This is a genomic window from Paractinoplanes deccanensis, assembly GCF_016862115.1.
In the GTDB taxonomy this organism is placed as follows: Bacteria; Actinomycetota; Actinomycetes; order Mycobacteriales; family Micromonosporaceae; genus Actinoplanes; species Actinoplanes deccanensis.
Genome location: NZ_BOMI01000013.1, coordinates 1 through 23,868 on the forward strand (window position 1 = coordinate 1; position 23,868 = coordinate 23,868).

Here is a 23,868-nt window from a genome sequence, read left to right on the forward strand (position 1 = left end):
ACGAGACCCCCAAACCATATAACACCACAAAATACTTTAATCAGACGTCCTCTGAGATCCACCGCATTGTTTCCCGTCGGCCGGCGCCGTAGATAACCGGCGTAAAGTCTTCCCTATCCGGCGCATAGAGAGGAGGCCGCATGAGACGTATGGTCCTTGAAGGTAGCGGGCGTCGGAGGAGGGAACGCCGGTGGCGATCGAGAAAGTGCCGGGCATGCGCGGCAATGAGAATCGTGTGGTCACGGGCGATGTCCGATCTCACTGGACGGGCGCGGCCCTCATCTACACCGACGGTGCGGCTCTGCAAAAGGCGATCAAATCTCAATGGGGCCAAAAGGGCTGGCTGACGGGCTGGGGGTTCGTTTCTACCGGCGGGCGTTACGGCTGCGGTCCGTACCCACAGCTGGAAGGTCAAGCAGGTCAAGACTTAGCAGTGATTGCCGAGCTACGCGCCGTCTGGTATGCGATCCGCGGCGATGAGCTCGCCGCGCCGGTGACCGTAGTCCTGGACTCACGGCACGCTCTCGACGTTCTGGAAAGGTGGAAGAAGGGCGCTGTCGATATGCCCGGAGGCTATGTGGGCTCCAGGGTGCGCACGCCGACCATGGAGAAGCTTCGAACTTTGATCGCGAGCCGGCCGGCAAATCTTACGTTGCAGCACGTGAAAGGACATGCTGGAGATCCACTCAATGAGGCCGCCGATTCCCTCGCCCGTTTAGGTGCGCGCTGGATCAAGGACAAACTGCCTCAGCGAGAAGTCGAGAGTCGCGCTCGCGGCCTTGCGGAGGCATTCCTTGCCGCCGGGCCGACCTGCTGAATCGGAATACGACCGTGGGATTTCCGCATCCCCGCCGTGGTCTGTGCCGGTTGGCATCGGGCCGCCGGCCATGGACAGTGGCTTCATGACGTGCATCGTCGGGATTACGGATGGGCGGACCGTCACCGTCGGCGGTGACTCGGCGGGGAGTGACGGGTGGCACGTCGCGGTGCGCTCCGATTCCAAGGTGTTTCAGGTCGGTCCCTATCTGATGGGCTTCACGACCAGCTATCGGATGGGGCAGCTGCTGCGCTACTCGCTGAATGTCGGCGAGCCCGACACCTGGGACGTCGACCGGTTCATGGCCACCACGTTCATCGACGCCGTCCGGGAATGTCTCTCCCGGGGCGGTTATGCGCGGACCGAGGACGGACAGGAGCAGGGCGGCCAGTTCCTCGTCGGCATTCGCGGGCGCCTCTATGTGGTCGGCGACGACTATCAGGTCGGGCACACGATCTCCGGTTATGCCGCTGTGGGGTCCGGCTACCTCGTCGCGTTGGGGTCGCTGCACTCCACGGCCCAAGCACCCCTCGACAGCCGGCAGCGTGCGGTGATGGCCCTGGAAGCGGCGGCCGAGCTCACCGAGGGCGTGCGACCGCCCTTCACGGTCGTGCAGTCGAAGTGAACGAGCCCTGATCATGCAGTCGCGAATAGACTGTCAATCGTGCAGCGGAGAAGGCCGACAGAGAACCGCGTCCAGCGGGCCACTGTCGCTGCGCTTTTCGCCGCGACCAACGCCTTCTCCGAGGCGTTCAAGATTGTCGCCGGCTTCGACCAGTCTCCCGACGTGTCACAGATCTGGTCGTTGATCGCCGTCACCGTGGTGGCCGCCGCCCTGGGGTGGGTGGCCGCGCCCCGGCTCAACACACACCTTTTAAAAAAAGTCAATGAAGTGTCGCTAAGACGCTATTGACAGGGGCCGGCCAGTTCGGGAGGGCTTTACTGCGAGCACACAGCGCCCGCTACAGCCGGAACGGGTTGCGGCTCAGCGCCGCCAGCAGGTACCAGGCCGTCGCTCCGGTGTGCAGGCTCGCGTGATACAGGTCGCCGAAACCGGTGTCCAGGCCGTCGCTGGAGGCGGCCGGGACGCCGCGTCCGTCGCCGTGCGGGGTGGTGGCCTGGGCCCGGCCGATGTTCCACAGCAGTTTGCGGCTCAGCAGGGCGTCGCCGCGGCCGTCGCGGGCCTTCAGGGCCAGCGCGGTGTGCGCGGTGCCCTCCAGCCACACCTTGCTCGTGTCGGTGTCGCTGTAGCTGACGCCGTAGACGCCGGCGTCCAGGGCGGCGAGCTTGTCGAGCACCCAGGTCACCGCCCGGTCGTAGCGGTGGTCGCCGGTGGCGAGCAGGGCCCACGTCTGCACGTCCTCCGGAATGGGCGTGCGGTTGGTCGTGGTGCCGTCGGGGTCGGTGCCGGTCCACAGGTGGCCGCCGCGCCGGTCCTGCATCGCCTCGACGAAGGCGAACGCGGCGCGGGCCCGGGCGTGCCAGACCCGGTTGCCGGTGAGCGTGCCGAGCATGGTGAGGAACGCGCCCACGTCGATGTTGTGCTCGGTGGCCTTGAACGTGGTGGGCTGGTCGTCCGCCGTGCGCCCGCCCGTGTAGCCGTGCGGCGCCCGTTCGCCGTCCCAGGTCTTGTCCTGGATCCACGCGGCCTCCCGCAGGGCGCCTTTCAGGAACCGCTTCTGCCGGGTACGGGCGTACAGGTGCGCGAACGCCATGCCGACCCACGCCTGGTTGCCGGTGAAGGCGGCGGGCGAGCCGATGTCGAGGGTGCCGTTCAGCGTGGTGAAGGAGTCCGGCTGGTACGAGGCGCGGGTGCGCCCGTCGCCGATCGGGTCGTGCTCCTGCGCGTAGAGCAGCGTGTCGCCGAGGATCGTGGCGCGCCGCACGTCGCCCCGGGCCAGCCACGCCATGATGACCAGCGCGTCGTCGTACGCGAAGGACGACACGAACGTCCAGGTGGGCGTCTCGAAGAAGCCGCCGGTGTAGCTGCGCGGGACGCGGAGCGCGCTTCCCGACCCGTACTCGTCGAATGTGGCCGTCAGGAAGTCGAAGGCCGCGCCGACCGACGACGGGCTCGCGCCGGCGGTCCAGCTCGTCGCCGAGGCCGAGGCCGAGGCCGGTGCGGGCAGGAGGGCGCCGGTCAGCACCGCGGTGAGGGTGCCGGAGGCGCCGAGCAGGACGTCGCGGCGGCGGGGGTTGAAGGGCACGGCGGGCTCCTCAGGTAGCGCTGATGGTGGCGACGAGCCGGGCGATGTGCGCGGCCCGCTGCTCGCGGGTGTCGGGGCGGCCGGGCACGCCGGGGCGCCGCTGCCAGGGACGGGGGCCGTCGGCCGGCCGGTACTCGACGCCGAGCGCGTCGAGCCGGAGCAGGTGGTGGCGCAGCCGGCGCTCGAAGTCGGCGAAGTCGCGGGCGGCCGGTCCCCACAGCGCCTCGGCGATCGCGCAGAGGCGGGGGAAGACCAGGTAGTCGACGGTGCGGGGCGAGTCGGCGTGCTCGGTCCAGATGTTGGCCTGGCCGCCGAGCACGTGCCGGGCCTCGTCCTCGGTCAGGCCGGCCGGCACCGGGTCGAGCGCGTACACGTCGCGCAGGGTCAGCGGGATGGACACCGGGATCGGCTCGTCGGGCAGCTCGGACTGGCGGTAGTCGAGGTAGGCCAGGTCGTCGGGGCAGGCGACGACGTCGTAGCCGCGCCGGGCCGCGCCGGTCAGGCCGCGCCACGAAGCGATGGTCGTGCCGGCCGAGAGGTCGTGGCCCTCCAGGATCTCGTCCCAGCCGAAGAGGCGGCGGCCGGCGGCGCTCAGGTGCTCGTCGAGGCGCCCGATGAACCAGGCTTGCAGGCCCTCCTCGGTGGCGATGCCGAGCTCGGCCATGCGCTGCTGGGTGCGCGGGTCGTCGCGCCACTGGTCGCGCGGGCACTCGTCGCCGCCCACGCCGATGTGGCGCGCCGGGAAGAGCTCCAGCACCTCGTCGAGCACGCCGCGGAAGAAGTCCACCGTGGACTCCTCCGTGTTGAGGACGTTGTTGTTGATGCCCCAGCGCGTCCAGACCTCCAACGGCTGCCGGGTGACGCCCAGTTCCGGGTACGCCGCCAGGGCCGCCTGGACGTGCCCGGGCGACTCGATCTCGGGCACCACGGTGACGAACCGCTCCGCCGCGTACGCGACGATCTCCCGTACGTCGTCCTGCGTGTAGAAGCCGCCGTGCGGGCGGCCGTCGCCGGGCGCGTCGCGGGCCGCGCCGACCTGGCTCTCCCGCCGCCACGCGCCCACCTCGGTGAGCCGCGGATAGCGCTTGATCTCGAGCCGCCAGCCCTGGTCGTCGGTGAGGTGCCAGTGCAGCGTGTTGAGCCGGTGCATCGCCATCAGGTCGATGAAGCGCAGCACGTCGTGCTTGGGCATGAAGTGCCGGGCCACGTCGAGCATCGCGCCGCGCCAGCCGAAGCGGGGCTTGTCGTGCACCTCGGCCGCGGCGACCGCCCAGCGCCGCCCGGTCACCGGCGCGCGCCGGTACACCTCGGGCGGCAGCAGCTGGAGCAGCGCCTGACAGCCGTAGAACACGCCCGCCGGCCCGCCACCCTCGACGGTGGCGCCGTCCGGCGTGACGCTCAGCCGGAACTCCTCGGGGCCCAGGTCGGCCAGACCGAGCCTGATGGTCCCCGCCGGCGCCTCGCGCAGCGGCAGCCCGGTGGCGGGCCGTAGTGCCTGCTGCAGCCAGATCAGGACGCCGCCGAGCGGTTCTTCGGCCGAGACGGTGGTGCTGTGGTCGAGGACGAGCTCGCCCCGGCCGGGGACGAACGAGAGCGGAGCGGGGATCAGCAAGGTCTAGCCCTTCACGGCGCCGGCGGACATCCCGGCCACCAGGTTGCGCTGGATGATCAAGAAGAAGACGACGACGGGTACGGAGAACAGGACGGACGCCGCCATCTGGCCGCCGAAGTCCGTACCCGTGTGCGGGTTGGTGAACGACGCCAGCCAGACCGGCAGGGTGTAGCGGCTCTGGTCCTGCATGAACGTGTACGCGAACAGGTAGTCGTTCCACGCGGCGATGAACGCGAAGATGCCGGTCGAGATGACGCCGGGCGCGACCAGCGGGAACAGGACGCTGGTGAGCACGCGCCAGGTGCTCGCGCCGTCCATCCGGGCGGCCTCCTCGATCTCGGCCGGGATGGTGACGAAGAAGCCGCGCATCACCCAGATCGAGAACGGCAGGACGGTCGCCACGTAGGCGAGCACGAGGGCCGCGTACGTGCCGAGCAGGTCGAGCTGGTTGAACATGACGAACATGGGGATCAGCAGCGCCGTGCCGGGCAGCATCTGCACCGCCAGGATCACCACCATGATCAGCCGCCGGGCGCGGAACCGGAACCGGGACAGCGCGGCGGCCGCGAAGATGCCCAGCACGATCGAGACCATGACGGTCAGCACGACCACGATGACGCTGTTGCGCAGGTTGGTGAGGAACTGCTCCTGGGTCACCGCCTTGACGAAGTTGTCGAGCGTCGGGTGCTCGGGCACGAAGTGCGGCGTCGGTGTCATCACCTCGGGCCGGGGCTTGAACGCCGTGTTGACCATCCAGTAGACCGGGAACGCCCACACCAGGCAGAAGACGGCCGCGAGAGTGTTGGCGATCCATCGCCGCTTGTGCTTCACAGGTCCTCTCCCGCCTTGAGCAGGTTGCGGATGTAGACCGCGGTCAGGCCGAGCAGCAGCAGCGTCGTGACGACCGAGATGGCCGCGCCCTGCCCGATGTGGAAGCCGACGAACGCGGTCTTGTACGTGTAGACGCCGAGCGTGCTGGTGGCGTCGCCCGGCCCGCCCCGCGAGATCAGCCAGATCTGGTTGAACACGTTGTAGTCCCAGATCACCGACAGGATCGTGACCAGCAGCAGCGTCGGCCGCAGGTGGTTGAGCGTGATGATCCGGTAGACGGCGAGCTCGGTGGCGCCGTCCATCCGCGCCGCCTCCAGGTATTCGCGCGGCACCTGCGTCTCGGCCGCGTTCAGCGTCAGCGCGATGAACGGGACCGCCTGCCAGACGATCAGGAGCCAGATGACCACGTACGCCCGCGCGGGGTCCTGCGCCCAGTCGAGGCTCGTGGTGTCCCCGAAGACGCGCAGCTGGTCGAGACCCCAGTTGACCACGCCGTAGCCAGGCTGGAAGAGCCAGTTCCACACCAGCGACGAGGCCACGTTCGGCATGGCCCACGCGACGATCAGCACCACCGTGACCGTGTAGCGCCAGCCGCGGCCCAGCCGGGTCAGCAGATGCGAGACGCCCATGCCGGTCAGGACGCTGCCGGCCACCATCGCCGCGGTGAACAGCACCGTGCGCACCAGCGAGGCCCAGAACGCGCCGCTGCCCAGCAGCTCGGTGTAGTTGTCCAGGCCGACGGCGTGGTACGCGCCGGTGAACAGCGACCGCTGGTTGTAGTCGGTGAACGACGTGTAGACCAGGAACCCGATCGGCGCCAGCGTCACCAGGGCCAGCACGAGGCCGGCCGGGCTCAGCAGGAACAGGGGGGCGAGGCCGCGCCGGGTGCGGCGGGACCGGGGCGCGGGCGGGGCCGGCGCGGCCGGCGGGGCGCCGGCCGCGCCGGTGATCACGGTGGTCACTTACCGCCGGCGAGAGTCTCGCCGAGGTGCGCGTCGAAGTCCTTGGCCGCCTGCTCGGGGGTCTTGGCGCCGGAGGCGACGGCGGAGAAGAGCTGGTTGACGCTCTTGTCGCCCTCCAGGGTCGGCCACTGCGCGGCGGCCGGTGTCGCCTTGGACGTCAGGGCGGCGGTGAAGAAGCCCTTCTGCTGCTCGTCCAGGCTCGGCTGGGCGGCCTGGATGCCCTCGGTGCTGTTCGGGATCCAGCCGTCCTTGCCGAAGACCCACTTGTCCTGCATCTCGGGGCTCGCGGCGATCTTCGTCCACTGCAGCGCGAGGTCGTGCGCGTCGCTCTTGGCGGCGATGCCCCAGTCGGAGCCGCCGAGCATCACCGGCTGGGCCTTGCCGGAGACGCCCGGCAGCGGGAACGTACCGATGTCCTCGGTCTTGATCTGGGGGTTGGCCTTCTGGATCAGGCCGATCGAGCCGCTGGTGGCCAGGATCGCCGAGGTCTTGCCGTCGGCGAAGAGCTGCGTCTGGTCGGGCTGGAGGGTGTCCAGCGTGCGGGAGGCGGCGGTGGAGTACGCGTTCTGGAAGGTCTTGAAGTCGGTCAGGCCCTTCTGCCCGGCCGGGGTGGAGAAGCCGCCCTTCCAGGCGCCGCCCTCGCTGGTCGCGATGTCGCCGCCGGCGTCCCAGAGGAACTGGAGGCCCGCGAACCAGTATTGGCCCGGCAGGTAGAACGGGGAGAAGTCGGCGGCCGGGTTCTTCGCCTTGATCTTGTCGAGGGCGGCGGTCAGCTCGGTGTACGACGCCGGCGCCGCGGTGACGCCGGCGGCGGCCCAGGTCTTCTTGTTGTAGATGACCGCGCGGGCGCCGGCGAAGCCCGGCACGGCGTAGAGCGCGCCGTCGACCGTCGCGGGCTCCTCCAGGCCGGCCAGCCAGGTGCGGCCCTGCCTCAGGTCGTCTTTGTATTTCGTCAGGTCGAGCAGGCCGCCGTTCGCGGCGAAGCCGGGCACCTGGGTGTTGCCGAGGTCGAGCACGTCCGGCGTGCCCGAGGTGGACAACGCCGTGCTGATCTTGGTGGTGATGCCGTCCCACTGCTGGATCTGGAGGTCCACCTTGGCGCCGGTGTCCGCGGTGAACTTGGCGTTGATGGCGTCGAGGGTTTCCGGGGTGTAGTCGCCGTCCATCACCCAGACGGTGAGGGTCTTGCCGTCGCCCTTGACGGCGGGAACCGCGGCGGCGGCGCTGTCACCGCCGGAGCCGCCGTTTCCGTCGCTGCTGCAGGCGTTCAGGCTGAGAAGGGCGGTGGTGCTCAGGGCGAGTGCTGCGATATAGCGGGTGGACCGCATGATGACTCCTCGTGGAGGGGGGAATCTTTCACTGGTTCTTGCCGCGGCCGCGGTAGCGGGTCGGCATCTTCTCGGGGAGCCTGTGGGCGTCCACCGCACGAACGGTCAGCTCGAGCGCGTCGGCCGTGCGCTCGTAGGTGCGCTGGGCCACCGCCACGTAGATCATGTCGAGGACCAGCAGCTGGGAGTGGAGCGCGGAGAGGGCGGCGAGCCGGAACGTCGTCTCCTGCACCGCGGTGGTGAAGACGACGTCGGCGACCTCGGCCAGCGGCGAGCGGCTGTAGCTGGTGACCGCGACGGTGAGCGCGCCGTGGTCGGCCGCCTCGGCGAGCGTTTCGATGACCTCACGGGTACGCCCGGAGTGCGACAGCCCGATCGCCACGTCCCCGGGCAGCAGCAGCGCGGCATTGGTGAGCGCGGTGTGCGAGTCGGGCCGGTGCCACACCGGCACCCGGATGCGCTCCAGGCGGAACGCCATCTCGCGCGCCGAGGTGCCGCTGCTGCCCAGCCCGAAGAGCTCGACCCGCTTCGCGCCGGCGATCGCGGCGGCGACCCGGTCGACGGCGGCCATGTCGAGCGCGGCCGCGGTGTCGTGGATGGCCCGGGTGTCGGCGGCGGTGACCACGCCGAGCACCTCGGTCAGCGGGTCGCTCGGGGCGATGTCGCCGCTGATGTCGGTCTCCCAACGGGCCTGCTCGGCCCGCCCGGTCTCGGTCGCCACGGCCACGCGCAGGTTCGCGTACCCCTTGAAGCCCAGCGTGCGGCTGAACCGGGTGACCGTCGCCGTCGAGGTGCCGGACCGCTCGGCGAGGTCGACGATGCTCGCGTGCGCCGCGGCCTCCGGGTCGGCCAGGATCGTCTCGGCGATCCGCGCCAGGGCCTCCGGCATGCCGGGCCCCTCGATCCGCAGGCGGCCGAGCAGCCCGCCGCTTTCACCCGTCACGTCGGTCATCCTTTTCATCAGCTGCTGTTGCCGATGAAAATTACGACCGAAGGGTGAACTAGTCAACAACTTTTGTCTGTGCTTCGATCGGGGCCATGACGTTGGTGGTCGGAGTGGATGCGGGCGGCACCTCCTCACGCGCGGTGGTCGCCACCACCACGGGCACCGTCGTCGGCCGAGGCCAGGCCGGCCCCGGCAACCCGCTCACCGCCGGCCCCGCCCGCGCCGCCGCGTCGGTGGCCGCCGCCGTGCGCGACGCTCTGCAAGGGCGGCCCCCCGAGCAGATCGGCGCCGCCACCCTCGGCATAGCCGGCCCCGCCACGGCGTCCCAGTTCGCGCCCGCGCTGGCCGCCCTCGGCGTGACCGCCCCCGTCACGGTCACCGGCGACGTGGTGACGGCCTTCGCCTCGGGCACCCCCGCCCCGCACGGCGCGGTCCTCATCGCCGGCACCGGAGCGATAGCCGCCGCGGTGCGCGCCGGCGCCGTCGAGCGCACCTCGGACGGCCTGGGCTGGCTGCTCGGCGACGAGGGCTCGGGCCGCTGGCTGGGCCTGCGGGCGGTCCGCACGGCCGTACGAACGTGGTCCACCCCGTTCGCCGCCCGCGTGGCCACCCAGGTGGGCGTGGCCACGGCCGACGAGATGGTCTATTGGGCGCAGGCCCTGCCCTGGAACGAGATCGGCGACCTGGCCCCCCTGGTCTGCGAGACTGCCCGAGCGGGCGACCCCCACGCGACAGCCCTCGTCGCCGAGGCCGTCGCCCACCTGGTGCACACCCTCGACGACCTGGGCGCCGACGGCCCGATCGTGCTGGGCGGCGGCCTTCTGGCCTGCGACACCCCCGTGCGCGACGGCGTCCTCGGCGCCCTCCGGGCCCGCGGCCTGCACCCCCGCACGGCCCGGGACCCCGCCGCCGGCGCCGCCTGGCTCGCGGCTCGGCCGTTGAGCCCGCTCACCCCTACGGCACTGCACGAGGCGCTTTTGGGGCCACGGGTGCGCTAGCATTGCTAGCACCGCGCCCGACGTGGAGAGACCCGACGAGGAGGGACGAGCCATGGCGGCCCTGAGCATCAGAGACCTCGACGACTCCGTGAAGGAGAAGCTTCGTCAGCGCGCGGCCCGGCACGGCCGCTCCATGGAGGCCGAGATCCGCCTGATCCTCACGGCGGCCGCCACCGAGGACGAGCGACCGCAGAACGACCTCTTCAGTGCGTTGACCGAGCGGTTCACCCAGCTCGGGGGCGTGGACCTGGAGGTTCCTGCCCGAACCACCTCGCCGCGCGCGGCGGACCTCAGCGAGTGATGATCGTCCTCGACACGAACGTCGTCTCCGAGCTCATGCGTGCCGCGCCCGAACCGGCTGTGCTCGCGTGGCTTCAACAGACGTCGAGCACTGGGCTCTACACCACAGCGGTGACCGTTGCCGAGATCCGCTATGGCATCGCGCGGCTACCAGAAGGCCGGCGTAGGCACACACTGCACCAAGCCGCCGACGAGATCTTCGCGGCGTTTCCGCGCCAGGTGCTGCCCTTCGACCTCGCTGCTGCCACCGCGTACGCGGACGTGGTCGCCGGCCGCGAGAGAGACGGCAATCCGATCAGTGGGTTCGACGGTCAGATTGCCGCAATCTGCCGCTCTCGCGCCGCGACCCTGGCCACGCGCAACATCAAAGACTTCACCGAGACGGGCATCGCCCTCGTTGATCCGTGGCAGGAGACGCGAGGGCGCGATCAGAGATAGCTGACGCCGGTCAGCTCCTCGGCCGCCGCCCAGAGTCGCTCGCCGGCGGCCGGGTCGGCGGCCTCCTGGCTGAGCCGCGCCTCGGTGACCCGGCCCCGCGTCTCCCCGAGGCCGGCCGGGCCGAAGAACTGACCGCCGCGTACGCCCGGATCGGTTGCGGCGCGCAGCTGCGGCAGCGCGCCCCGATCCACCGGCTGGGTGGCCAGCAGGCCCAGCCGCGCGATCACGCGGCCGAGCCGGCCGCGGTGCTCCCAGGCGCGGGGTGTGAGGTTGGTGCGGGTGAGGCCGGGATGGGCCAGCGCGCTGACGATCGGCGACCCGGCGGCGCGCAGCCGGCGGTCCAGTTCGATGCCGAAGATCGTGGTGGCGAGCTTGGACCGGCCGTACGCGGCGGCGGCCCGGTAGTCACGCTCGTACATCAGATCGTCGAAGTCGAGATGCGCGCCCTTGTGGGTGATGGAGCTGAGGCTGACCACCCGGGCCGCCGGCGCCGCGGCCAGATTGCTCAGCAGCAGCCCGGTCAGGGCGAAGTGGCCCAGCATGTTGGTGGCCAGGTGCAGCTCGAAGCCGTCGGCGGAGGTGCGGCGCGGCCCGAGCAGCACCACGCCGGCATTGTTGACGAGCAGGTCGATCGCCGGGTGGTCGGCGGCCAGCTTCGCCGCGAAGGCCCGCACGGAGGCGAGCGAGGCCAGGTCCAGCTCGCGCACCTCGACGTCGCCGGCGATCCGCCGGGCGGCCTTTTCGCCGGCGGCGAGGTTGCGGACGGCCAGCACGACGCGGGCGCCGTGCCGGGCCAGCTCGGTGGCGGTGACCAGGCCGAGGCCCGAGTTGGCGCCGGTCACGACGGCGATCCGGCCGCGCTGGCCGGGGATGAGGTCGGCGGTCCACCCTGTCATCTGCTGCTCCTCGGGGTCGGTGCGGTGAGACCGTCGACGCTAGGAGCGATCCGGGCCGGCTCGGTCGTACCCCGTTGCCTAGGTCTGCGGGACCTACCTTCGGCGCCGCCGGCCGCGGCACACTTGCGGCATGAACAGCCCCAATCCGTACGCCCGTGAGCTCGGCGACTTCCTGCGCGCCCGGCGGGGTCAGCTCCGCCCGCGCGACGTCGGCCTGGAGCCGGGCGGCCGGCGCAAGGTCACTGGGCTGCGGCGCGAGGAGCTGGCCCTGCTCGCCGGGCTGAGCACCGACTACTACCAGCGGATGGAACAGGGCCGGGAGGTGCGCCCGTCCGACGACGTCCTGGACGCGCTCGCCGCCGCGCTCGGCCTCGACGGTCAGCAACGCCGGCACCTGTTCACCCTGGCCCGCGCCGCCCGCCGCCCGGCGGCCGCCCGAGCGGGGCGCGAGCCGGACCGGGTGCCGGACAGCACGCGGCGGCTGCTCCGGGTGATGGACACCCCGGCGGTCGTGCTGAGCCGGCATCTCGACCTGCTCGACTGGAACCCGATGGCCGAGGCGCTGCTCGGCGACCCGGACGGCTACCCGCCCGACCGGCTCAACATGCTCCTGCTCATGTTCGACGACACGCTGACCGGCCGGCGCACCTGCCCGGACTGGGAGCGGCAGGCCCTGGACTACATCGGCATGATGCGCGCCGCCGTGGCCACCGACCCCACCCACCCCCGAGCCACCGCCGTCATCGGCGAGCTGACCATCCGCAGCGCCGACTTCCGGCGGCTGTGGGCCCGGCACGACGTACGCGAATCGGTCAGCGGCACCAAGACCTTCCAGGTCCCCGAGGTGGGCGCCATCGTCCTCGACTGGGACACCTACCCCCTGCCCGGCAACCCCGGCCCGGTCATGCTGGTCTTCACCACCGAGCCGGGCAGCCCCGACGCGGACCGCCTGCAAATCTTGGCGTCCCTGCACGCGACCCGCTCCACCCGGTGACCACTCCCGCCGGCAGATCAGGATGGTGATCACGGCCCCAGCCTGACGCGCCCGCCCCTCTGCGCCAGCCGATACAGGGGAGGAGAAAAGCGGTGCCGACCCTGCATTGAGCGGCAGGAAAGCTGTCGAGGGTCGGCGAACGACAATCAGCCGTCGGAGATCCGGATCTGTCGGAAGCACATGAAAAACGCTTCAGTACGGAGCGGCGGCGTCATTCTTGAGGATTTGACTCCGGTTGTGAACTGCGTTCATGATCTTGGTCCGCTGATGCCGAGGTGGGTCAGCCGAGTTTCCGTGGGGACAAAAGTACAGCTATGAGTATCGGTGCCGCGAAGTCGCCTTGGACCGGCGCGTTGGTCGCTGTGGTTTCGATTGCGGTCGTCAGCGCCGTCGCGGTGGTACGAAATTGGGACTTCGGCTCCTGGATTTGGGCGGCAGCCGTGTGCGTAGTGGGCGGAGTTGCCTCTTCCATTGCGCAGGCGGCCCGAAATCGGCGTCTCGATCGCATGGTCGCACAAGCACGCGAACTGGACGGCAGGCCCCAATTCGAGCAGCGCTCGAGGTAACCCGCCGGCACCACCGAGGATCCGGCGCGATCCGCGTGCCGGCCGGCTGGGCCGCTGGTCAGCGAGGCAGGGCCGCGCAGTCCGGCCGTGGCGGGTCATGAGTCGGTGGGCGTCAGCCGCCGCGTGAGCGACGTCGGTGCCGGCGAGGAGGGTGCCGATGTCATCGCCGGGGTGACGCCGGTCCCAGGACATGTCGTCGATCAGCCAGTGCACGGGCTGCGGGTGTGACTTCCGGCGCGTATCGTGCGGCTCGTGACCGCCATCTCGCTGATGCTCGCGGTGCCGGACGCTCCCGCGGCATCCGCCTGGTATCAGCGCGCTCTCGGCGCCACCGAGCTGTGGAACCTCGGCTCGGTGATCGGCCTGGAGGTGGGCGGGGCGCCGTTCTTCCTGGCCCAGCCGGAGAACAACCGATGGGAGAGCCCCGCCGAGCTGGGCACCACGACGGTGCGCGTCGAGGTCTTCGTGGACGACCCGGACTCGTTCGCCGCCGGCGCCGCGGCTGCGGGGGCGGATTACCACGATCCTGTACGAGACCACGAAGCGCCGTGGGGGACACACCGGCAAGGCGGCTTCTTCGATCCGTACGGGCATCTCTGGCTCGTGGGCGACGAGTCACCCCTGCGCCGTCGTTGAGCCGGCCCGTCCGGTGAAGTCCGGGTAGGCCGTCACCTGGGGATGGGCGGCCACCCAGGCGAGCAACTCGGGACCGAGCGTGCCGTAGAGCTCCGCGAACACCATCTCCGCGCTGTCTTCGACACGGGCGAGCAGGTCGGCCGACCGTTCGTTGTGAGCCAGGGCGGCCGCCGTGTCCGCGTACTGCTCGATGACGAGATAGCCGCCGTGATCCGGCGCGAACCAGCGATAGCTGAGGGTGCCGGCTTCCTCCGCCGCTCGCGCCGTCAAGGCCAGGACGATCTCCTCGAAGTCCGCCCGCCGGCCGGCCCGCGCCTCGAAGCGCGCGCGCACGAAGATGGTCATCGCCCCATTGCACCATGCCGCTTGGCGTCGGAGGTCGTCGCGCTCGTTGGCCGCTGCGTTTCAGCACCACGTCGGGGCGCTAGCGCTCGATAGTCACCGTCCGCGACGCGTCCGACAGGCCGGCGTCCCGCACGTACCCGGACTTGGTCAGATCGACGGCGAACGCCGCGCCGAACGTCGACAGCTTCTCCGGCACCTCGACGGCGAACGCCTGGCTGTAGGCCTCCTCCGGGGTGCCGGGCTGGAAGCCGAGGTCGACCGCGAGCGCGGAGGTCCCGGCCGGAAAGAGCCGCGCGGGCACGCCCTGCCCGGACAAGCGCAGCGCCTTGCCGAGATCCACCTCGACCGGTACGGGCACCTGCACGGCCTTCGCCATGTCGGGCACCTTGACGGCGCCGGCGGTGACCGACACCGTGCCGGTCAGCCAGGCGCGGCCCGCCGAAGCCCAGCCCTTCTTCTCGGTCCACGACGTGAACTCCGCCTTGAGGGAGACGCTGACCGTGGTGTACGTGCTGCCCCGGTATCGCCACACCTCCTGCAGGTTGGTCCTCGCCTCCCGCACCGGATAGAGCCCGGCCGCCGCGTTGATCCGCTTGCCGGTGCGCAGATCCAGCGACTGGGTGCGGCCCTCGTCCGTCAGATCGAGCCGCACCTCGGCCCCCACCGGGACGACCGCCAGCAGCGCGTCCCGCGTGTTGTACGCGACGAGTCTGTTGCCCAGCGGCCGGCTCTGCCCGCCCACCACGAGCGTGAAGCTGACCTTCTGCATGACACCGTTCTGCGAGGGCGCGAGCATCTTGGGGTCGTCGGCGTCCACGATGAACAGCTCGTGTCCCTCCGGCGCCCGCACCTCACCGGCCGAGGCCGGCAGCCCGTCGCCGCCCTTGAGATCGAGTCCCGCGGCGGTGAGCTGCTCGCCGGTCAGCTCGCGGGCCACCGCCCACCGCGCGAACTTGATGGTCTGGTGCGGGCTGACCAGAAGCGCGTCCTTCAGCTCGGTCGCCGGCAGCCCGAGCCGCGAGACCGGCCCCTCGCGAACGCCACTGGAATAGAGCCCCAGCGTCTCGGCCGCCCCGGTGCCCGCGCCGGATCCCTCCGCCCCGCCCGAGCAGGCTGCCGTCAGGGTGACCAGAACGGCCAGAAATCCCGTCATCACACGCTTCATCAGCGACCTCCCCGACGATCGCCGATGAGTGTAGACGTGAGCCGCTTGTCGCATTTCCCGGATGAGACCGGATGGGAGACGGGGTGAGGCCCGCGGCGCCGGCGATGTGCGACGTTGTCGTCCATGGGCGGTCGCCAATGGACAGTGATCGCGGCTCTCGTGCTCGCCGGGCTCGTCGTGCCGGCCCGGCCGGCCGAGGCGGCGGTTGCGCTGCCCTTCAAGGTGGACTTCTCCGATGCCGCGACGGCGCCGGCCGCCGGGTATGTGCGGGACTCGGGTGGTGCCTTCACCGCCGCGCGCGGCTACGGGTGGGTCGATCTCGGCGAGGGCACGCCGGTCGACCTCACCGGGAACGGGCGCAACCGCAACCCCGCCGCCGGGCAGGCCGATCCGCGGCTCGCCACCTTCATGCACGCTCAGCTGCCCGCCGGGTCGGCCGGGGTCGCCACGCCCGGCGCGTGGGAGGCCGCCGTGCCGGCCGGCCTCTACACCGTGACCGTGGCGGTCGGTGACGCCGGCACCGCCGTGGACAGCAAGCACTGGGTGTCGGTCGAGGACCAGAACGCGATCGCCGCCTTCGTTCCCACCAGCGGCACCAAGTTCGCCACCGCCACGCGGACCGTGCGGGTCACCGACGGCAAGCTCACGATCAGCCCGGCGGGCGGGGTCAACACCAAGTTCGCGTACGCCGACATCACCGCCGTCGCCGGAGCCGAGACCATTCCCGCCGTACGCGCGAGCACGCCCGCGAACGGCGCGACCGGCGTGCCGGTGACCACCAGCGTCGTCGAGGACCTCGTGTTGCCGAACGGTGGCGTGCGGGCCGCCTCGCTGACGTCGTCGACGGTGACCCTGACGCGGGTGCCGGACGGCGCGCCCGTGCCCGCGACCACGATCACCAGCGGCGGCGGTGACGTCATCAACCTGTCGCCGACCGCGCCACTCGCGCCGCTCACCGCGTACCGCTTCTCGGTGACGGCCGGCGTGACCGATGTGACCGGCAAGCCGTTCGCGCCGTACTCGATCGTCTTCACCACCGGCAGCGGCGGCGGCACCGGCGGACCGGCCGCCTTCGACAAGACCGTCGGCGTGGCCACCGGGGCGCCCTTCACGACCGTGGTCAAAGGACCCGACAACAGGGTGTACGCGGGCACGCTCGACGGCCGCGTCTTCCGCTTCCCGATCAACACCGGCGGCACCCTCGGCACGCCGACGGTCATCAATGCCGTGCGGAACAACGCCGCCGCCCTGGGCCTGCCGGGCGCACCGGCCCGCACGATCATCGGGATGGCCTTCGACCCCGCGTCGACGGCCGCCGCGCCGATCCTCTGGGTGACCGACAACTACGAGTACGTGGGGCCGCTCGACGTGCCCGACTGGTCCGGGCGGATCGGCCGGCTCAGCGGGACGGACCTGAGCACGTACACGCCGATGGTGGTGAATCTGCCCCGCTCGGTGAAGGACCACGAGACCAACTCGCTGGCGTTCGGGCCGGACGGCGCGCTCTATGTGTCGCAGGGCGCCAACAACGCCATGGGCGCACCCGACTCGACCTGGGGCAACCGTCCGGAGCGGCTGCTCAGCGCCGCCGTCCTGCGGCTGGACCCGGCCCGGCTCCCGGCCGGCACGCCGCTGAACGTGAAGACCGGGGACGGCGGCACCTACGACCCGTACGCGGTGGGCGCGCCCTTGACGTTGTACGCGACCGGCGTACGCAACGCCTTCGATCTGGTGTGGCACCGCAACGGCCATCTGTACGCCCCGACGAACGGCTCGGCCGCCGGCGGCAACACCCCCGCGACCCCGGCCACCCTGCCCGCCTCGTGTGCCCGGCGCGGCTACACCGGCCCGGTCGTGCCCGCGCTGACCAACGTACCCACCGCCGAGACCGACTACGTCTTCGACGTGCGGCCGGGCCGCTACTACGGCCACCCGAACCCGCTGCGCTGCGAGTGGGTGCTGGCCGGCGGCAACCCGACCGCGGGCACCGACCCCTTCCAGGTCGGCGCCTACCCGGTGGGCACCGCGCCCGACCCCAACCTGCATCTGGCCGGCATGACCGACGCGGGCCTGCACGCCTCCGCGAACGGCGTCATCGAATATCGCGGCGGCGCGCTCGACGGCAAGCTGCTCGTGGTGCGCTACTCGGCCGGGCAGGACATCGAGACCTTCGACGTGAGCGCGTCCGGCGCCCTGTCCAACCGCACGACCGGCATCACCGGCTTCACCGGGTTCAGCCAGCCCCTCGATCTCACCCAGGATCAGACGACCGGTTTCCTGTACGTGACGGAGCTGGGCGCCTCGCGCATCACGCTGCTCACACCGCGAGCGACCGCAGCAGGATCCTGACCCGCCCGCCGGGGCCCGGCATCACGTCAGCACCGACCCCGAAGACCTCGGCGATCGACTCCTCGGTCAGCACCCGCGCCGGTGTGCCCGCGGCCACCACGCGGCCGGCGGCGAGCAGCACGATCCGGTCGCAGTACTGGCCGGCCAGGTCGAGGTCGTGCAGCGCGGCCACCACGGTGACCGGCGCCCGCGCCAGGTCGGCGAGCAGGGCGAACCGGTGCCGGATGTCGAGGTGGTTCGTCGGCTCGTCGAGCAGCAGCACGTCCGGCTCCTGCAGCAGCGCGCGGGCGATGGCGACCCGCTGCCGTTCGCCGCCGGACAGCGAGGCCCACCGGCGCCGCTCCCACCCGGCCAGGCCCGCGCCGTCGAGGGCGGCGGACACGCGGTGTACGTCGTCGGCGCCGACCGGCGCCAGCAGCGGCCGGTGCGGGATGCGGCCCAGCAGCAGCACGTCGGCGACGGTCATGTCCGCCTCGGTGGGCTCGTGCTGGGTCACCACCGCGACGCGGCGGGCCACCGCCCGGCGGGGCAGGGCGGTGCGGTCGGTCTCGTCGAGCAGCACCCGGCCGCCGTCGGGCCGGTCCAGGCCGGCGAGCACCCGCAGCAGCGTCGACTTGCCCGAGCCGTTCGGCCCGAGCAGGCCGACCGTGCTGCCCGGGGGAGCGTCGAGCGTCACGGAGGCGAGCAGAGTGGTGGCGCCGATGCGCCGGTCGACGTCCTGTGCCCGTACCCTCATGACGCCCTGCCCGATCGGTGCAGCAGCATCGCGAACGCCGGCACCCCGAGCAGCGCGGTGACCACCCCGACCGGCAGTTCCTGCGGCGCGAAGACGGTCCGCGCGGCGGTGTCGGCCCAGATCAGCAGGACCGCACCGGCCAGCGCGCAGGCGGGCAGCAGCAGGCGGTGCCGCGAGCCGGTGAGCCGGCGCACCGCGTGCGGCACGATCAGCCCGACGAAGCCGATCGCGCCGCTCGCCGCGACCAGCACGGCGGCCAGCAGGGCGGTCACCGCGAAGAGGAGCGCGCGGACCCGGGCGGGGGAGAAGCCCAGCGTCTGGGCCACGTCGGAGCCGAACGCGAAGGCGTCCAGCGCCGGCGCGGCCGCCCAGCACGCCAGCACGGCCACGCCGCCGGCCGACGCGGCGAGGGCGACCGCCGGCCACGACGCCGCGGTGAGCGAGCCGAGCAGCCAGAACATGACGCTGCGGGTGGTGTCGGGGCTCGCCTGCCCGACGATGACGAGGCTGGTCAGCGCCGAGAACAGCTGCGCCGTGGCCACCCCGGCGAGCAGGATGCGCGACGGCTCGGTCCACCGCCGGCCGGCGAGCAGCACGGCCGCCGCGAAGGCCGCAACGCCGCCCGCGAAGGCGCCCGCCGACAGCGCCACCGCGCCGGCGCCGAGACCGAGCACGAGCACGGCGACCGCGCCGGTGGAGGCACCGGCCGAGATGCCCAGCAGGTAGGGGTCGGCCAGCGGGTTGCGGGTCAGCGCCTGGAGCACCGCCCCGCACACCGCCAGGCCGGCGCCGACGATGCCGGCCAGCAGGACCCGCGGGGTGCGCAGGTCCCACACGATGCTGTCCTCCAGCGGCGGCAGCCCGCGCACCGGCAGCCCGGCGTGCGCGGCGAACGTCCGCAGCACGTCGGCCGCGCCCAGGTCCGCCACCCCGATGGTCACCGAGACGCAGACGCTGAGCAGCAGCGCCGCCCCCGCCACGGGCAGCGCCGCTTTGGCGCCCGTCACCGTCGCGCGAGGACGACGTAGTCGTCGAGGTACTGCCAGGCCGTGCCGGCCTCGGCGAAGCCCGCCGTCCGCAGCGCGGCGAGGTGGAACTCCAGCGGGGCGAGCGGCTGCGGCGGCCGGTCGGCGAACCGCTTCTCCCGCACCGGCACCAGCGCCGCGAGGCCCGGCTCGCGGGCCGCCTCGGCATACCAGGCGGCGTAGTCGAGCGCCCCGGCGGCGAACCCGGCCCGCTGGGTCTGCTCGTCGTGGCGGGCCGACAGGTCGCGCAGGGCCGGCGAGCGGTCGTCGAAGCGCAGGTGGTCGGCGTTGAGCAGGAACCCGCCGGGCGGCAGCAGCTCGGCGGCCGCCTGATAGACGGCGAGCAGCTGGGCGGGGGAGAGCCAGTGCAGCGCGGTCGAGGTGAGCACCGCGTCCACCTTGCCGACGCCCGCGGTCCACTCCGGGGCGATCAGGTCGGCGTCGAGCACCCGGGCGCGGTCGCCGAACTCCGCCAGCGCCCCGGCCGCGATGCGCAGCAGGATCGGGTCGTAGTCGACGGCGGTGACCCGGGCCTCCGGGAAGGTCTCCAGCACCCGGCGCGAGATCGCGCCCGGCCCGCACGCCAGGTCGAGCACGTGTGGCCGCCCGCCGGGAAAGCTCAGCCGCAGCACGTCGAGCATGACGGCGAAGCGGTTCTCGCGGTGGGCCACGTACGCCGACTGCTGCTCGTCCCAGGCGCGCAGCAGGCGCGTGGCGGTGCCGGCGGTGAGCGCGCTCATCGGCCCAGCTCCGCGAGGCCGGCGCCGACTTGCTCCGCGGCAGAGACGCTGCGCACGGAGGGGTCCATCGAGGAGCCCGGCACGGTGATGAACCGCCCGGCCCTCACCGCGTCCAGCTTCGAGGTGACCGGGTTCTTCCTCAGGAAGTCGATTTTGGACCGAGCGCTGTCGCCGTCGCCGCCGCGGGTGAGGTCGGCCAGCACGATCACGTCCGGGTTCCGGGCCGCGATCTGCTCCCAGGCGCCGGCGGGCCAGGTCTGCTTCGCGTCGGCGTAGACGTTGCGCGCGCCGAGCTTCTCGGTGACGGCGGCGGGCACACCGCCGGGCCCGGCGACGTACGGCGTGCTCGTGCCGGAGTAGTACCAGAGCAGCGAGGTGTCGCCGTGCTCGCCCTTCAGCGCCGCGTCCAGCTTCGCCCGCTGCTCGGCGACCAGGCGCTGCCCGCGCTCGGGCACGCCGAACAGGGTCGCCACCTCCTCGATCTCGGCGAAGAGGCCGTCGAAGCCGAACGCCGCCGGGTCCTTCTCGCACGCGAACCGGGAGAGGTACGCGGGCACGCGCAGCTTCGCGAGGTCGGCGCGCGGGCCGGCGGCGTCGCCGGCGTACGCGGAAGTGAAGGTGGAATAGACGAAGTCGGGCCGCGCCTCGAGCACCTTCTCGCGCGACGGATAGAGCTTGGCGAGGACCGGGACGCCGTCGTACGCGGTCTTCAGCGACGGCAGCACCGGGTCGGTCTGGTAGCTGGTGCCGGCCATCCGGTCGCCGAGGCCGAGGCTGAGCAGGATCTCGGTGGCGTTCTGCTCCATCGTGACCGCTCGCTGTGGGGACGCTGTGACAGTGACCGTCGTCCCACAGTTGCTGACCGTCACCGCCTGCGCTTCCGGTGCCGCGCTTCCCTCGGCGGCCGTGCACCCAGCCAGGAGCCCCGCCGTCGTTAAGGCAATGAAAACCGTTTTCATGTTCGGCAACGTACTGTGACGGGCTTTCGCTGGTCAAACCGGGGCTCCGTGACCGGCCTCACTGCGCCGCCAAGATCTCGGGACGACGATCGGAGACGCAGCCCCTCACGGGGGTGAACAACGGCTGTCTGGAGGGCGACATGGTTCCTGTGCGCCTGCGCCTGTTGGGGTGGATCGCCCGCCGGTTCGGTGCCGGCAAAGCCTCGATGTCCCTGTCCTCGCTGCCGGACAGCTCGCTCTTCCCGCTCTACCGCGACGGGCTCGACCCGGTGCCCGAGATGGCCAAGCTGCGCGAGCGCGCCCCGGTCAGCCGGCTGCCGCTGCCCATGGGCATCCGCGCGTGGCTGGTCACCGGCTACGAGCCGGTGCGGGCCGTGCTGGGCAGCGCCGAGGGCTTCAGCAACGACTTCGGCCGCTTCGCCGCGGGCGTCGGGCTGACGGCGGGGGAGCAGCCCGGCGGCCTCGGCATGACCGACCCGCCGATGCACACGCGGCTGCGCCGGCTGGTCACGCCCGAGTTCACCATGCGCCGGCTGGCCCGGTTGCAGCCGCGCATCGAGTCCATCGTGGCCGAACGGCTCGACGCGATGGCGAGCGCCACCGGCCCGGTCGACCTGTTGCAGGAGTTCGCCCTGCCGGTGCCCGCGCTGACCATCTGCGAGCTGCTCGGCGTCCCGTACGCCGACCGCGCCCTCGTCCAGGAGTTCAGCACGGCCCGCTTCGACCTCGGCGACGGGGCCTACGCGCCGCTCGACGCGATCAACGAGTCGCGCGCCTACCTGCGCAGCCTGGTCGCGGCCCAGCGCGCCGACCCGGGCGACGGGCTGATCGGGTCGCTGATCCGCGCGCACGGCGACGAGCTCGGCGACCAGGAGCTGGCCGGGCTGGCCGACGGCGTGCTCACCGGCGGGCTCGAGACCAGCGCCAGCATGCTCGCGCTCGGCTCCCTGGTGCTGATGACCCAGCCCTCGCTCGCCGATCCGCTGCGCGCCGGCGAGCCGGCCGACGCGCTGGTCGAGGAGCTGCTGCGCTACCTCACGGTGGTGCAGGTCGGGTTCCCGCGCTTCGCGGTCCGCGACCTGGAGGTGGCGGGCGTGCGCATCAAGGCCGGCGACATCGTCATGTGCTCGCTGAGCGCCGCCGACCGCGACGAGGTCCTCGGCCCCGGCATGGACCAGATCGACGCGGGGCGCCCCACCAGCCGCTCCCACCTGGCCTTCGGCCACGGGCTGCACCGCTGCGTCGGCGCCGAGCTGGCCCGCATGGAGCTGCGCACCGCCTATCCGGCCCTGGTGCGCCGCTTCCCGGCCATGCGCCCGGCGATCGATCCGGCCGAGCTGCCGATGCGCCGCGCCTCGATCGTCTTCGGCTTGGAGGCGCTGCCGGTCCGGCTATTCGTCGAGGCGTAGGCCGGGGTGCCGGCCGGCGATCGTGCGCATGCGCCAGCGGTGCGGAAAGACGGCGAGCAGCGCGTCGTCGCGTACCCGGGTCATGACCTCGACGTTCGACTCGGTCCGCAGGATCTCGCGGCCCGCCGCGTCGGTGCGGGCGGCCAGCTCGTAGGGCAGGTGCTCCAGGCGCACCTTCACCCCGAACTCGGCCTCCAGCCGGTGGGTGGCCACCTCGAACTGCATCGGGCCCACGGCGGCGAAGACCGGCGCCTGGTCGCCGCGCTGATCCGAGCGCAGCACCTGCACGACGCCCTCGCCGTCGAGCTGCTCGATGCCGCGCCGGAAGCGCTTGAAGGCCGAGGTGTCGTCGGTGCGCACGACCGCGAAGTGCTCGGGCGGGAAGGACGGCAACGGCGGGAACCGCACGGGATCGCCGGTGTAGAGGGTGTCGCCGATGCCCAGCGAGGTCGCGTTGACCAGACCCACCACGTCACCCGGGTACGCCTCGTCGATCGTCTCGCGGCCCCGGCCGAAGATCTGCTGGGCGTACTTGGTGGCGAACGGCTTGCCGGTGCCCGCGTGGGTGACCACCATGCCGCGCTCGAACCGGCCCGAGCAGACCCGCATGAACGCGACCTGGTCGCGGTGCGCGCGGTTCATGTTCGCCTGCATCTTGAAGACGAACCCGGAGAACGAGCCGTCGACCGGCTGCTGCGTGCCGGCGGCGGTGGGCCGGGCCGACGGCGGCGGGGCCAGCTCCACCAGGATGTCGAGCAGCTGCCGTACGCCGAGATTGGCGACCGCGGCGCCGAAGAGCACCGGCGTGCTCGTCGCGGCCAGGAACGTCTCCTGGTCGTGGTCGGCGCCCGTCATCGCCAGCAGGTCGAGCTCCTCGACCGCGGTGGCCCAGTCGGCGCCGTACCGCTCGGCCGCCTCGTCCGCGCCCATCTCCTCCTCGATGGCCAGCTCGGCGCCGCCGGGGGAGCGCTGCATCCGTACGAACCGGCCGGTGCGGCGGTCGATCACGCCGTGGAAGTCGCCGGCGATGCCCACCGGCCAGGTCAGCGGGGTCGGCTTGAGCCCGATCCGCTGCTCGATCTCGTCCATCAGCGCCAGCGCGTCGTTGCCCGGACGGTCCCACTTGTTGATGAAGGTCATCACCGGGATGCCGCGCTGCCGGCACACCTCGAACAGCTTGAGCGTCTGCGGCTCCAGGCCCTTCGCGGCGTCCAGCAGCATCACCGCGCTGTCCACCGCGGTCAGCACCCGATAGGTGTCCTCGGAGAAGTCGGCGTGCCCCGGCGTGTCGAGCAGGTTGATCACCACGTCGCGGTACGAGAACTGCAGCGCCGCCGAGGTGACCGAGATGCCGCGCTGCTGCTCCATCTCCATCCAGTCGGAGACCACGCCCTTGCGGTCGCCCTTGCCGTGCACGGCGCCCGCCTGGCCGATCACCCGTGCGTGCAGGGCCAGCGCCTCGGTCATCGTCGACTTGCCGGCGTCCGGGTGCGAGATCACCGCGAACGTACGCCTCCGGCCCGCCTGAACGGCGACTCCCGACGCCGCCAGCACGTTCTGACTCACGATCCGCTCCCTAAGCTCCCGCCTGCAACCTGACGACGTTACC

Annotated in this window: 24 protein-coding genes; 10 read left to right on the forward strand and 14 right to left on the reverse strand. The window is 71.9% G+C overall.

What is annotated here, in order from left to right; translation table 11 throughout:
* Positions 1-190 precede the first annotated feature (190 nt).
* From Ade02nite_RS04110 to Ade02nite_RS04120, 3 genes are all read left to right on the forward strand, one after another.
* Complete coding sequence (locus tag Ade02nite_RS04110) at positions 191-817, forward strand: RNase H family protein (protein ID WP_203760140.1); 627 nt, start codon at positions 191-193, stop codon at positions 815-817.
* A gap of 85 nt (positions 818-902) precedes the next feature.
* Complete coding sequence (locus Ade02nite_RS04115) at positions 903-1,442, forward strand: hypothetical protein (protein WP_203760141.1); 540 nt, start codon at positions 903-905, stop codon at positions 1,440-1,442.
* Between the two features lie 39 nt (positions 1,443-1,481).
* Positions 1,482-1,730, forward strand: a complete 249-nt coding sequence (locus Ade02nite_RS04120) for a hypothetical protein (protein ID WP_203760142.1) — start codon at positions 1,482-1,484, stop codon at positions 1,728-1,730.
* Positions 1,731-1,779: 49 nt separating this feature from the next.
* Here the strand turns inward: Ade02nite_RS04120 and Ade02nite_RS04125 are convergent, their stop codons facing one another.
* From Ade02nite_RS04125 to Ade02nite_RS04150, 6 genes are read right to left on the reverse strand one after another with little or no spacing between them, the layout of a single operon-like run.
* Positions 1,780-3,024 (reverse strand): hypothetical protein, encoded by a 1,245-nt coding sequence (locus Ade02nite_RS04125; protein ID WP_203760143.1) that lies wholly within the window; start codon positions 3,022-3,024, stop codon positions 1,780-1,782.
* A 10-nt stretch (positions 3,025-3,034) separates the two neighbouring features.
* Positions 3,035-4,636 (reverse strand): beta-N-acetylhexosaminidase, encoded by a 1,602-nt coding sequence (locus Ade02nite_RS04130; RefSeq protein WP_203760144.1) that lies wholly within the window; start codon positions 4,634-4,636, stop codon positions 3,035-3,037.
* 3 nt (positions 4,637-4,639) lie between these two features.
* Positions 4,640-5,467 carry a carbohydrate ABC transporter permease gene (locus tag Ade02nite_RS04135; protein ID WP_203760145.1) on the reverse strand — a complete coding sequence of 276 codons (828 nt, stop codon included), beginning with the start codon at positions 5,465-5,467 and terminating at the stop codon, positions 4,640-4,642.
* The gene (locus tag Ade02nite_RS04140) at positions 5,464-6,429 is read right to left on the reverse strand and encodes a carbohydrate ABC transporter permease (RefSeq protein WP_203760146.1); all 966 of its coding nucleotides are present in this window, start codon (positions 6,427-6,429) and stop codon (positions 5,464-5,466) included. The genes Ade02nite_RS04135 and Ade02nite_RS04140 overlap by 4 nt, the downstream gene beginning before the upstream one ends.
* Positions 6,426-7,757, reverse strand: a complete 1,332-nt coding sequence (locus Ade02nite_RS04145) for an extracellular solute-binding protein (RefSeq protein WP_203760147.1) — start codon at positions 7,755-7,757, stop codon at positions 6,426-6,428. Before Ade02nite_RS04145 ends, Ade02nite_RS04140 begins: the two co-directional genes overlap by 4 nt.
* A gap of 28 nt (positions 7,758-7,785) precedes the next feature.
* Positions 7,786-8,709 carry a MurR/RpiR family transcriptional regulator gene (locus Ade02nite_RS04150; protein ID WP_379035587.1) on the reverse strand — a complete coding sequence of 308 codons (924 nt, stop codon included), beginning with the start codon at positions 8,707-8,709 and terminating at the stop codon, positions 7,786-7,788.
* Positions 8,710-8,795: 86 nt separating this feature from the next.
* Between Ade02nite_RS04150 and Ade02nite_RS04155 the strand changes: the two genes are divergently transcribed.
* From Ade02nite_RS04155 to Ade02nite_RS04165, 3 genes are read left to right on the forward strand one after another with little or no spacing between them, the layout of a single operon-like run.
* Positions 8,796-9,701: an N-acetylglucosamine kinase gene (locus tag Ade02nite_RS04155; protein ID WP_203760149.1), complete on the forward strand. Its 906-nt coding sequence runs from the start codon at positions 8,796-8,798 to the stop codon at positions 9,699-9,701.
* Positions 9,702-9,723: 22 nt separating this feature from the next.
* On the forward strand, positions 9,724-10,002 hold the full coding sequence (locus tag Ade02nite_RS04160; RefSeq protein WP_239168507.1) for a FitA-like ribbon-helix-helix domain-containing protein: 279 nt from the start codon (positions 9,724-9,726) through the stop codon (positions 10,000-10,002).
* On the forward strand, positions 10,002-10,439 hold the full coding sequence (locus tag Ade02nite_RS04165) for a type II toxin-antitoxin system VapC family toxin (protein WP_203760150.1): 438 nt from the start codon (positions 10,002-10,004) through the stop codon (positions 10,437-10,439). Before Ade02nite_RS04160 ends, Ade02nite_RS04165 begins: the two co-directional genes overlap by 1 nt.
* Here Ade02nite_RS04165 and Ade02nite_RS04170 read toward each other — a convergent pair.
* Entirely contained in the window at positions 10,430-11,335 is a 906-nt protein-coding gene (locus Ade02nite_RS04170; RefSeq protein ID WP_203760151.1) for an oxidoreductase, read from the reverse strand. The genes Ade02nite_RS04165 and Ade02nite_RS04170 overlap by 10 nt on opposite strands.
* A 130-nt stretch (positions 11,336-11,465) precedes the next feature.
* Here Ade02nite_RS04170 and Ade02nite_RS04175 point away from each other — a divergent pair, with 130 nt between their 5' ends.
* Both Ade02nite_RS04175 and Ade02nite_RS04180 read left to right on the forward strand, forming a co-directional pair.
* Positions 11,466-12,329 carry a helix-turn-helix transcriptional regulator gene (locus Ade02nite_RS04175; RefSeq protein WP_203760152.1) on the forward strand — a complete coding sequence of 288 codons (864 nt, stop codon included), beginning with the start codon at positions 11,466-11,468 and terminating at the stop codon, positions 12,327-12,329.
* Positions 12,330-13,147: 818 nt separating this feature from the next.
* Positions 13,148-13,531 carry a VOC family protein gene (locus Ade02nite_RS04180; protein ID WP_203760153.1) on the forward strand — a complete coding sequence of 128 codons (384 nt, stop codon included), beginning with the start codon at positions 13,148-13,150 and terminating at the stop codon, positions 13,529-13,531.
* On the opposite strand, the gene Ade02nite_RS04185 is transcribed toward Ade02nite_RS04180, so the two are convergent.
* A complete protein-coding gene (locus Ade02nite_RS04185) occupies positions 13,511-13,876 on the reverse strand; it encodes a putative quinol monooxygenase (RefSeq protein ID WP_203760154.1) in 366 nt (121 codons plus the stop codon). The two genes, Ade02nite_RS04180 and Ade02nite_RS04185, sit on opposite strands and share 21 nt — an antisense overlap.
* 79 nt (positions 13,877-13,955) lie before the next feature.
* Positions 13,956-15,029, reverse strand: coding sequence for a hypothetical protein (locus tag Ade02nite_RS04190; protein WP_203760155.1), 1,074 nt, complete (start codon positions 15,027-15,029; stop codon positions 13,956-13,958).
* A gap of 135 nt (positions 15,030-15,164) precedes the next feature.
* Between Ade02nite_RS04190 and Ade02nite_RS04195 the strand changes: the two genes are divergently transcribed.
* Positions 15,165-17,390, forward strand: a complete 2,226-nt coding sequence (locus Ade02nite_RS04195; protein WP_239168508.1) for a PQQ-dependent sugar dehydrogenase — start codon at positions 15,165-15,167, stop codon at positions 17,388-17,390.
* Here Ade02nite_RS04195 and Ade02nite_RS04200 read toward each other — a convergent pair.
* The 4 genes from Ade02nite_RS04200 to Ade02nite_RS04215 are packed head-to-tail and all read right to left on the reverse strand — an operon-like array spanning position 17,359 to position 20,697.
* The gene (locus Ade02nite_RS04200) at positions 17,359-18,126 is read right to left on the reverse strand and encodes an ABC transporter ATP-binding protein (protein ID WP_203760156.1); all 768 of its coding nucleotides are present in this window, start codon (positions 18,124-18,126) and stop codon (positions 17,359-17,361) included. The genes Ade02nite_RS04195 and Ade02nite_RS04200 overlap by 32 nt on opposite strands.
* On the reverse strand, positions 18,123-19,133 hold the full coding sequence (locus tag Ade02nite_RS04205) for a FecCD family ABC transporter permease (protein WP_203760157.1): 1,011 nt from the start codon (positions 19,131-19,133) through the stop codon (positions 18,123-18,125). The genes Ade02nite_RS04200 and Ade02nite_RS04205 overlap by 4 nt, the downstream gene beginning before the upstream one ends.
* Positions 19,130-19,891: a class I SAM-dependent methyltransferase gene (locus Ade02nite_RS04210; protein WP_203760158.1), complete on the reverse strand. Its 762-nt coding sequence runs from the start codon at positions 19,889-19,891 to the stop codon at positions 19,130-19,132. The genes Ade02nite_RS04205 and Ade02nite_RS04210 overlap by 4 nt, the downstream gene beginning before the upstream one ends.
* Positions 19,888-20,697, reverse strand: a complete 810-nt coding sequence (locus Ade02nite_RS04215) for an ABC transporter substrate-binding protein (protein ID WP_203760159.1) — start codon at positions 20,695-20,697, stop codon at positions 19,888-19,890. Before Ade02nite_RS04215 ends, Ade02nite_RS04210 begins: the two co-directional genes overlap by 4 nt.
* Before the next feature lie 293 nt (positions 20,698-20,990).
* Here Ade02nite_RS04215 and Ade02nite_RS04220 point away from each other — a divergent pair, with 293 nt between their 5' ends.
* Positions 20,991-22,259 (forward strand): cytochrome P450, encoded by a 1,269-nt coding sequence (locus tag Ade02nite_RS04220; protein ID WP_203760160.1) that lies wholly within the window; start codon positions 20,991-20,993, stop codon positions 22,257-22,259.
* On the opposite strand, the gene Ade02nite_RS04225 is transcribed toward Ade02nite_RS04220, so the two are convergent.
* Positions 22,242-23,825, reverse strand: a complete 1,584-nt coding sequence (locus Ade02nite_RS04225) for a peptide chain release factor 3 (RefSeq protein WP_203760161.1) — start codon at positions 23,823-23,825, stop codon at positions 22,242-22,244. The genes Ade02nite_RS04220 and Ade02nite_RS04225 overlap by 18 nt on opposite strands.
* Between the last annotated feature and the right edge of the window lie 43 nt (positions 23,826-23,868).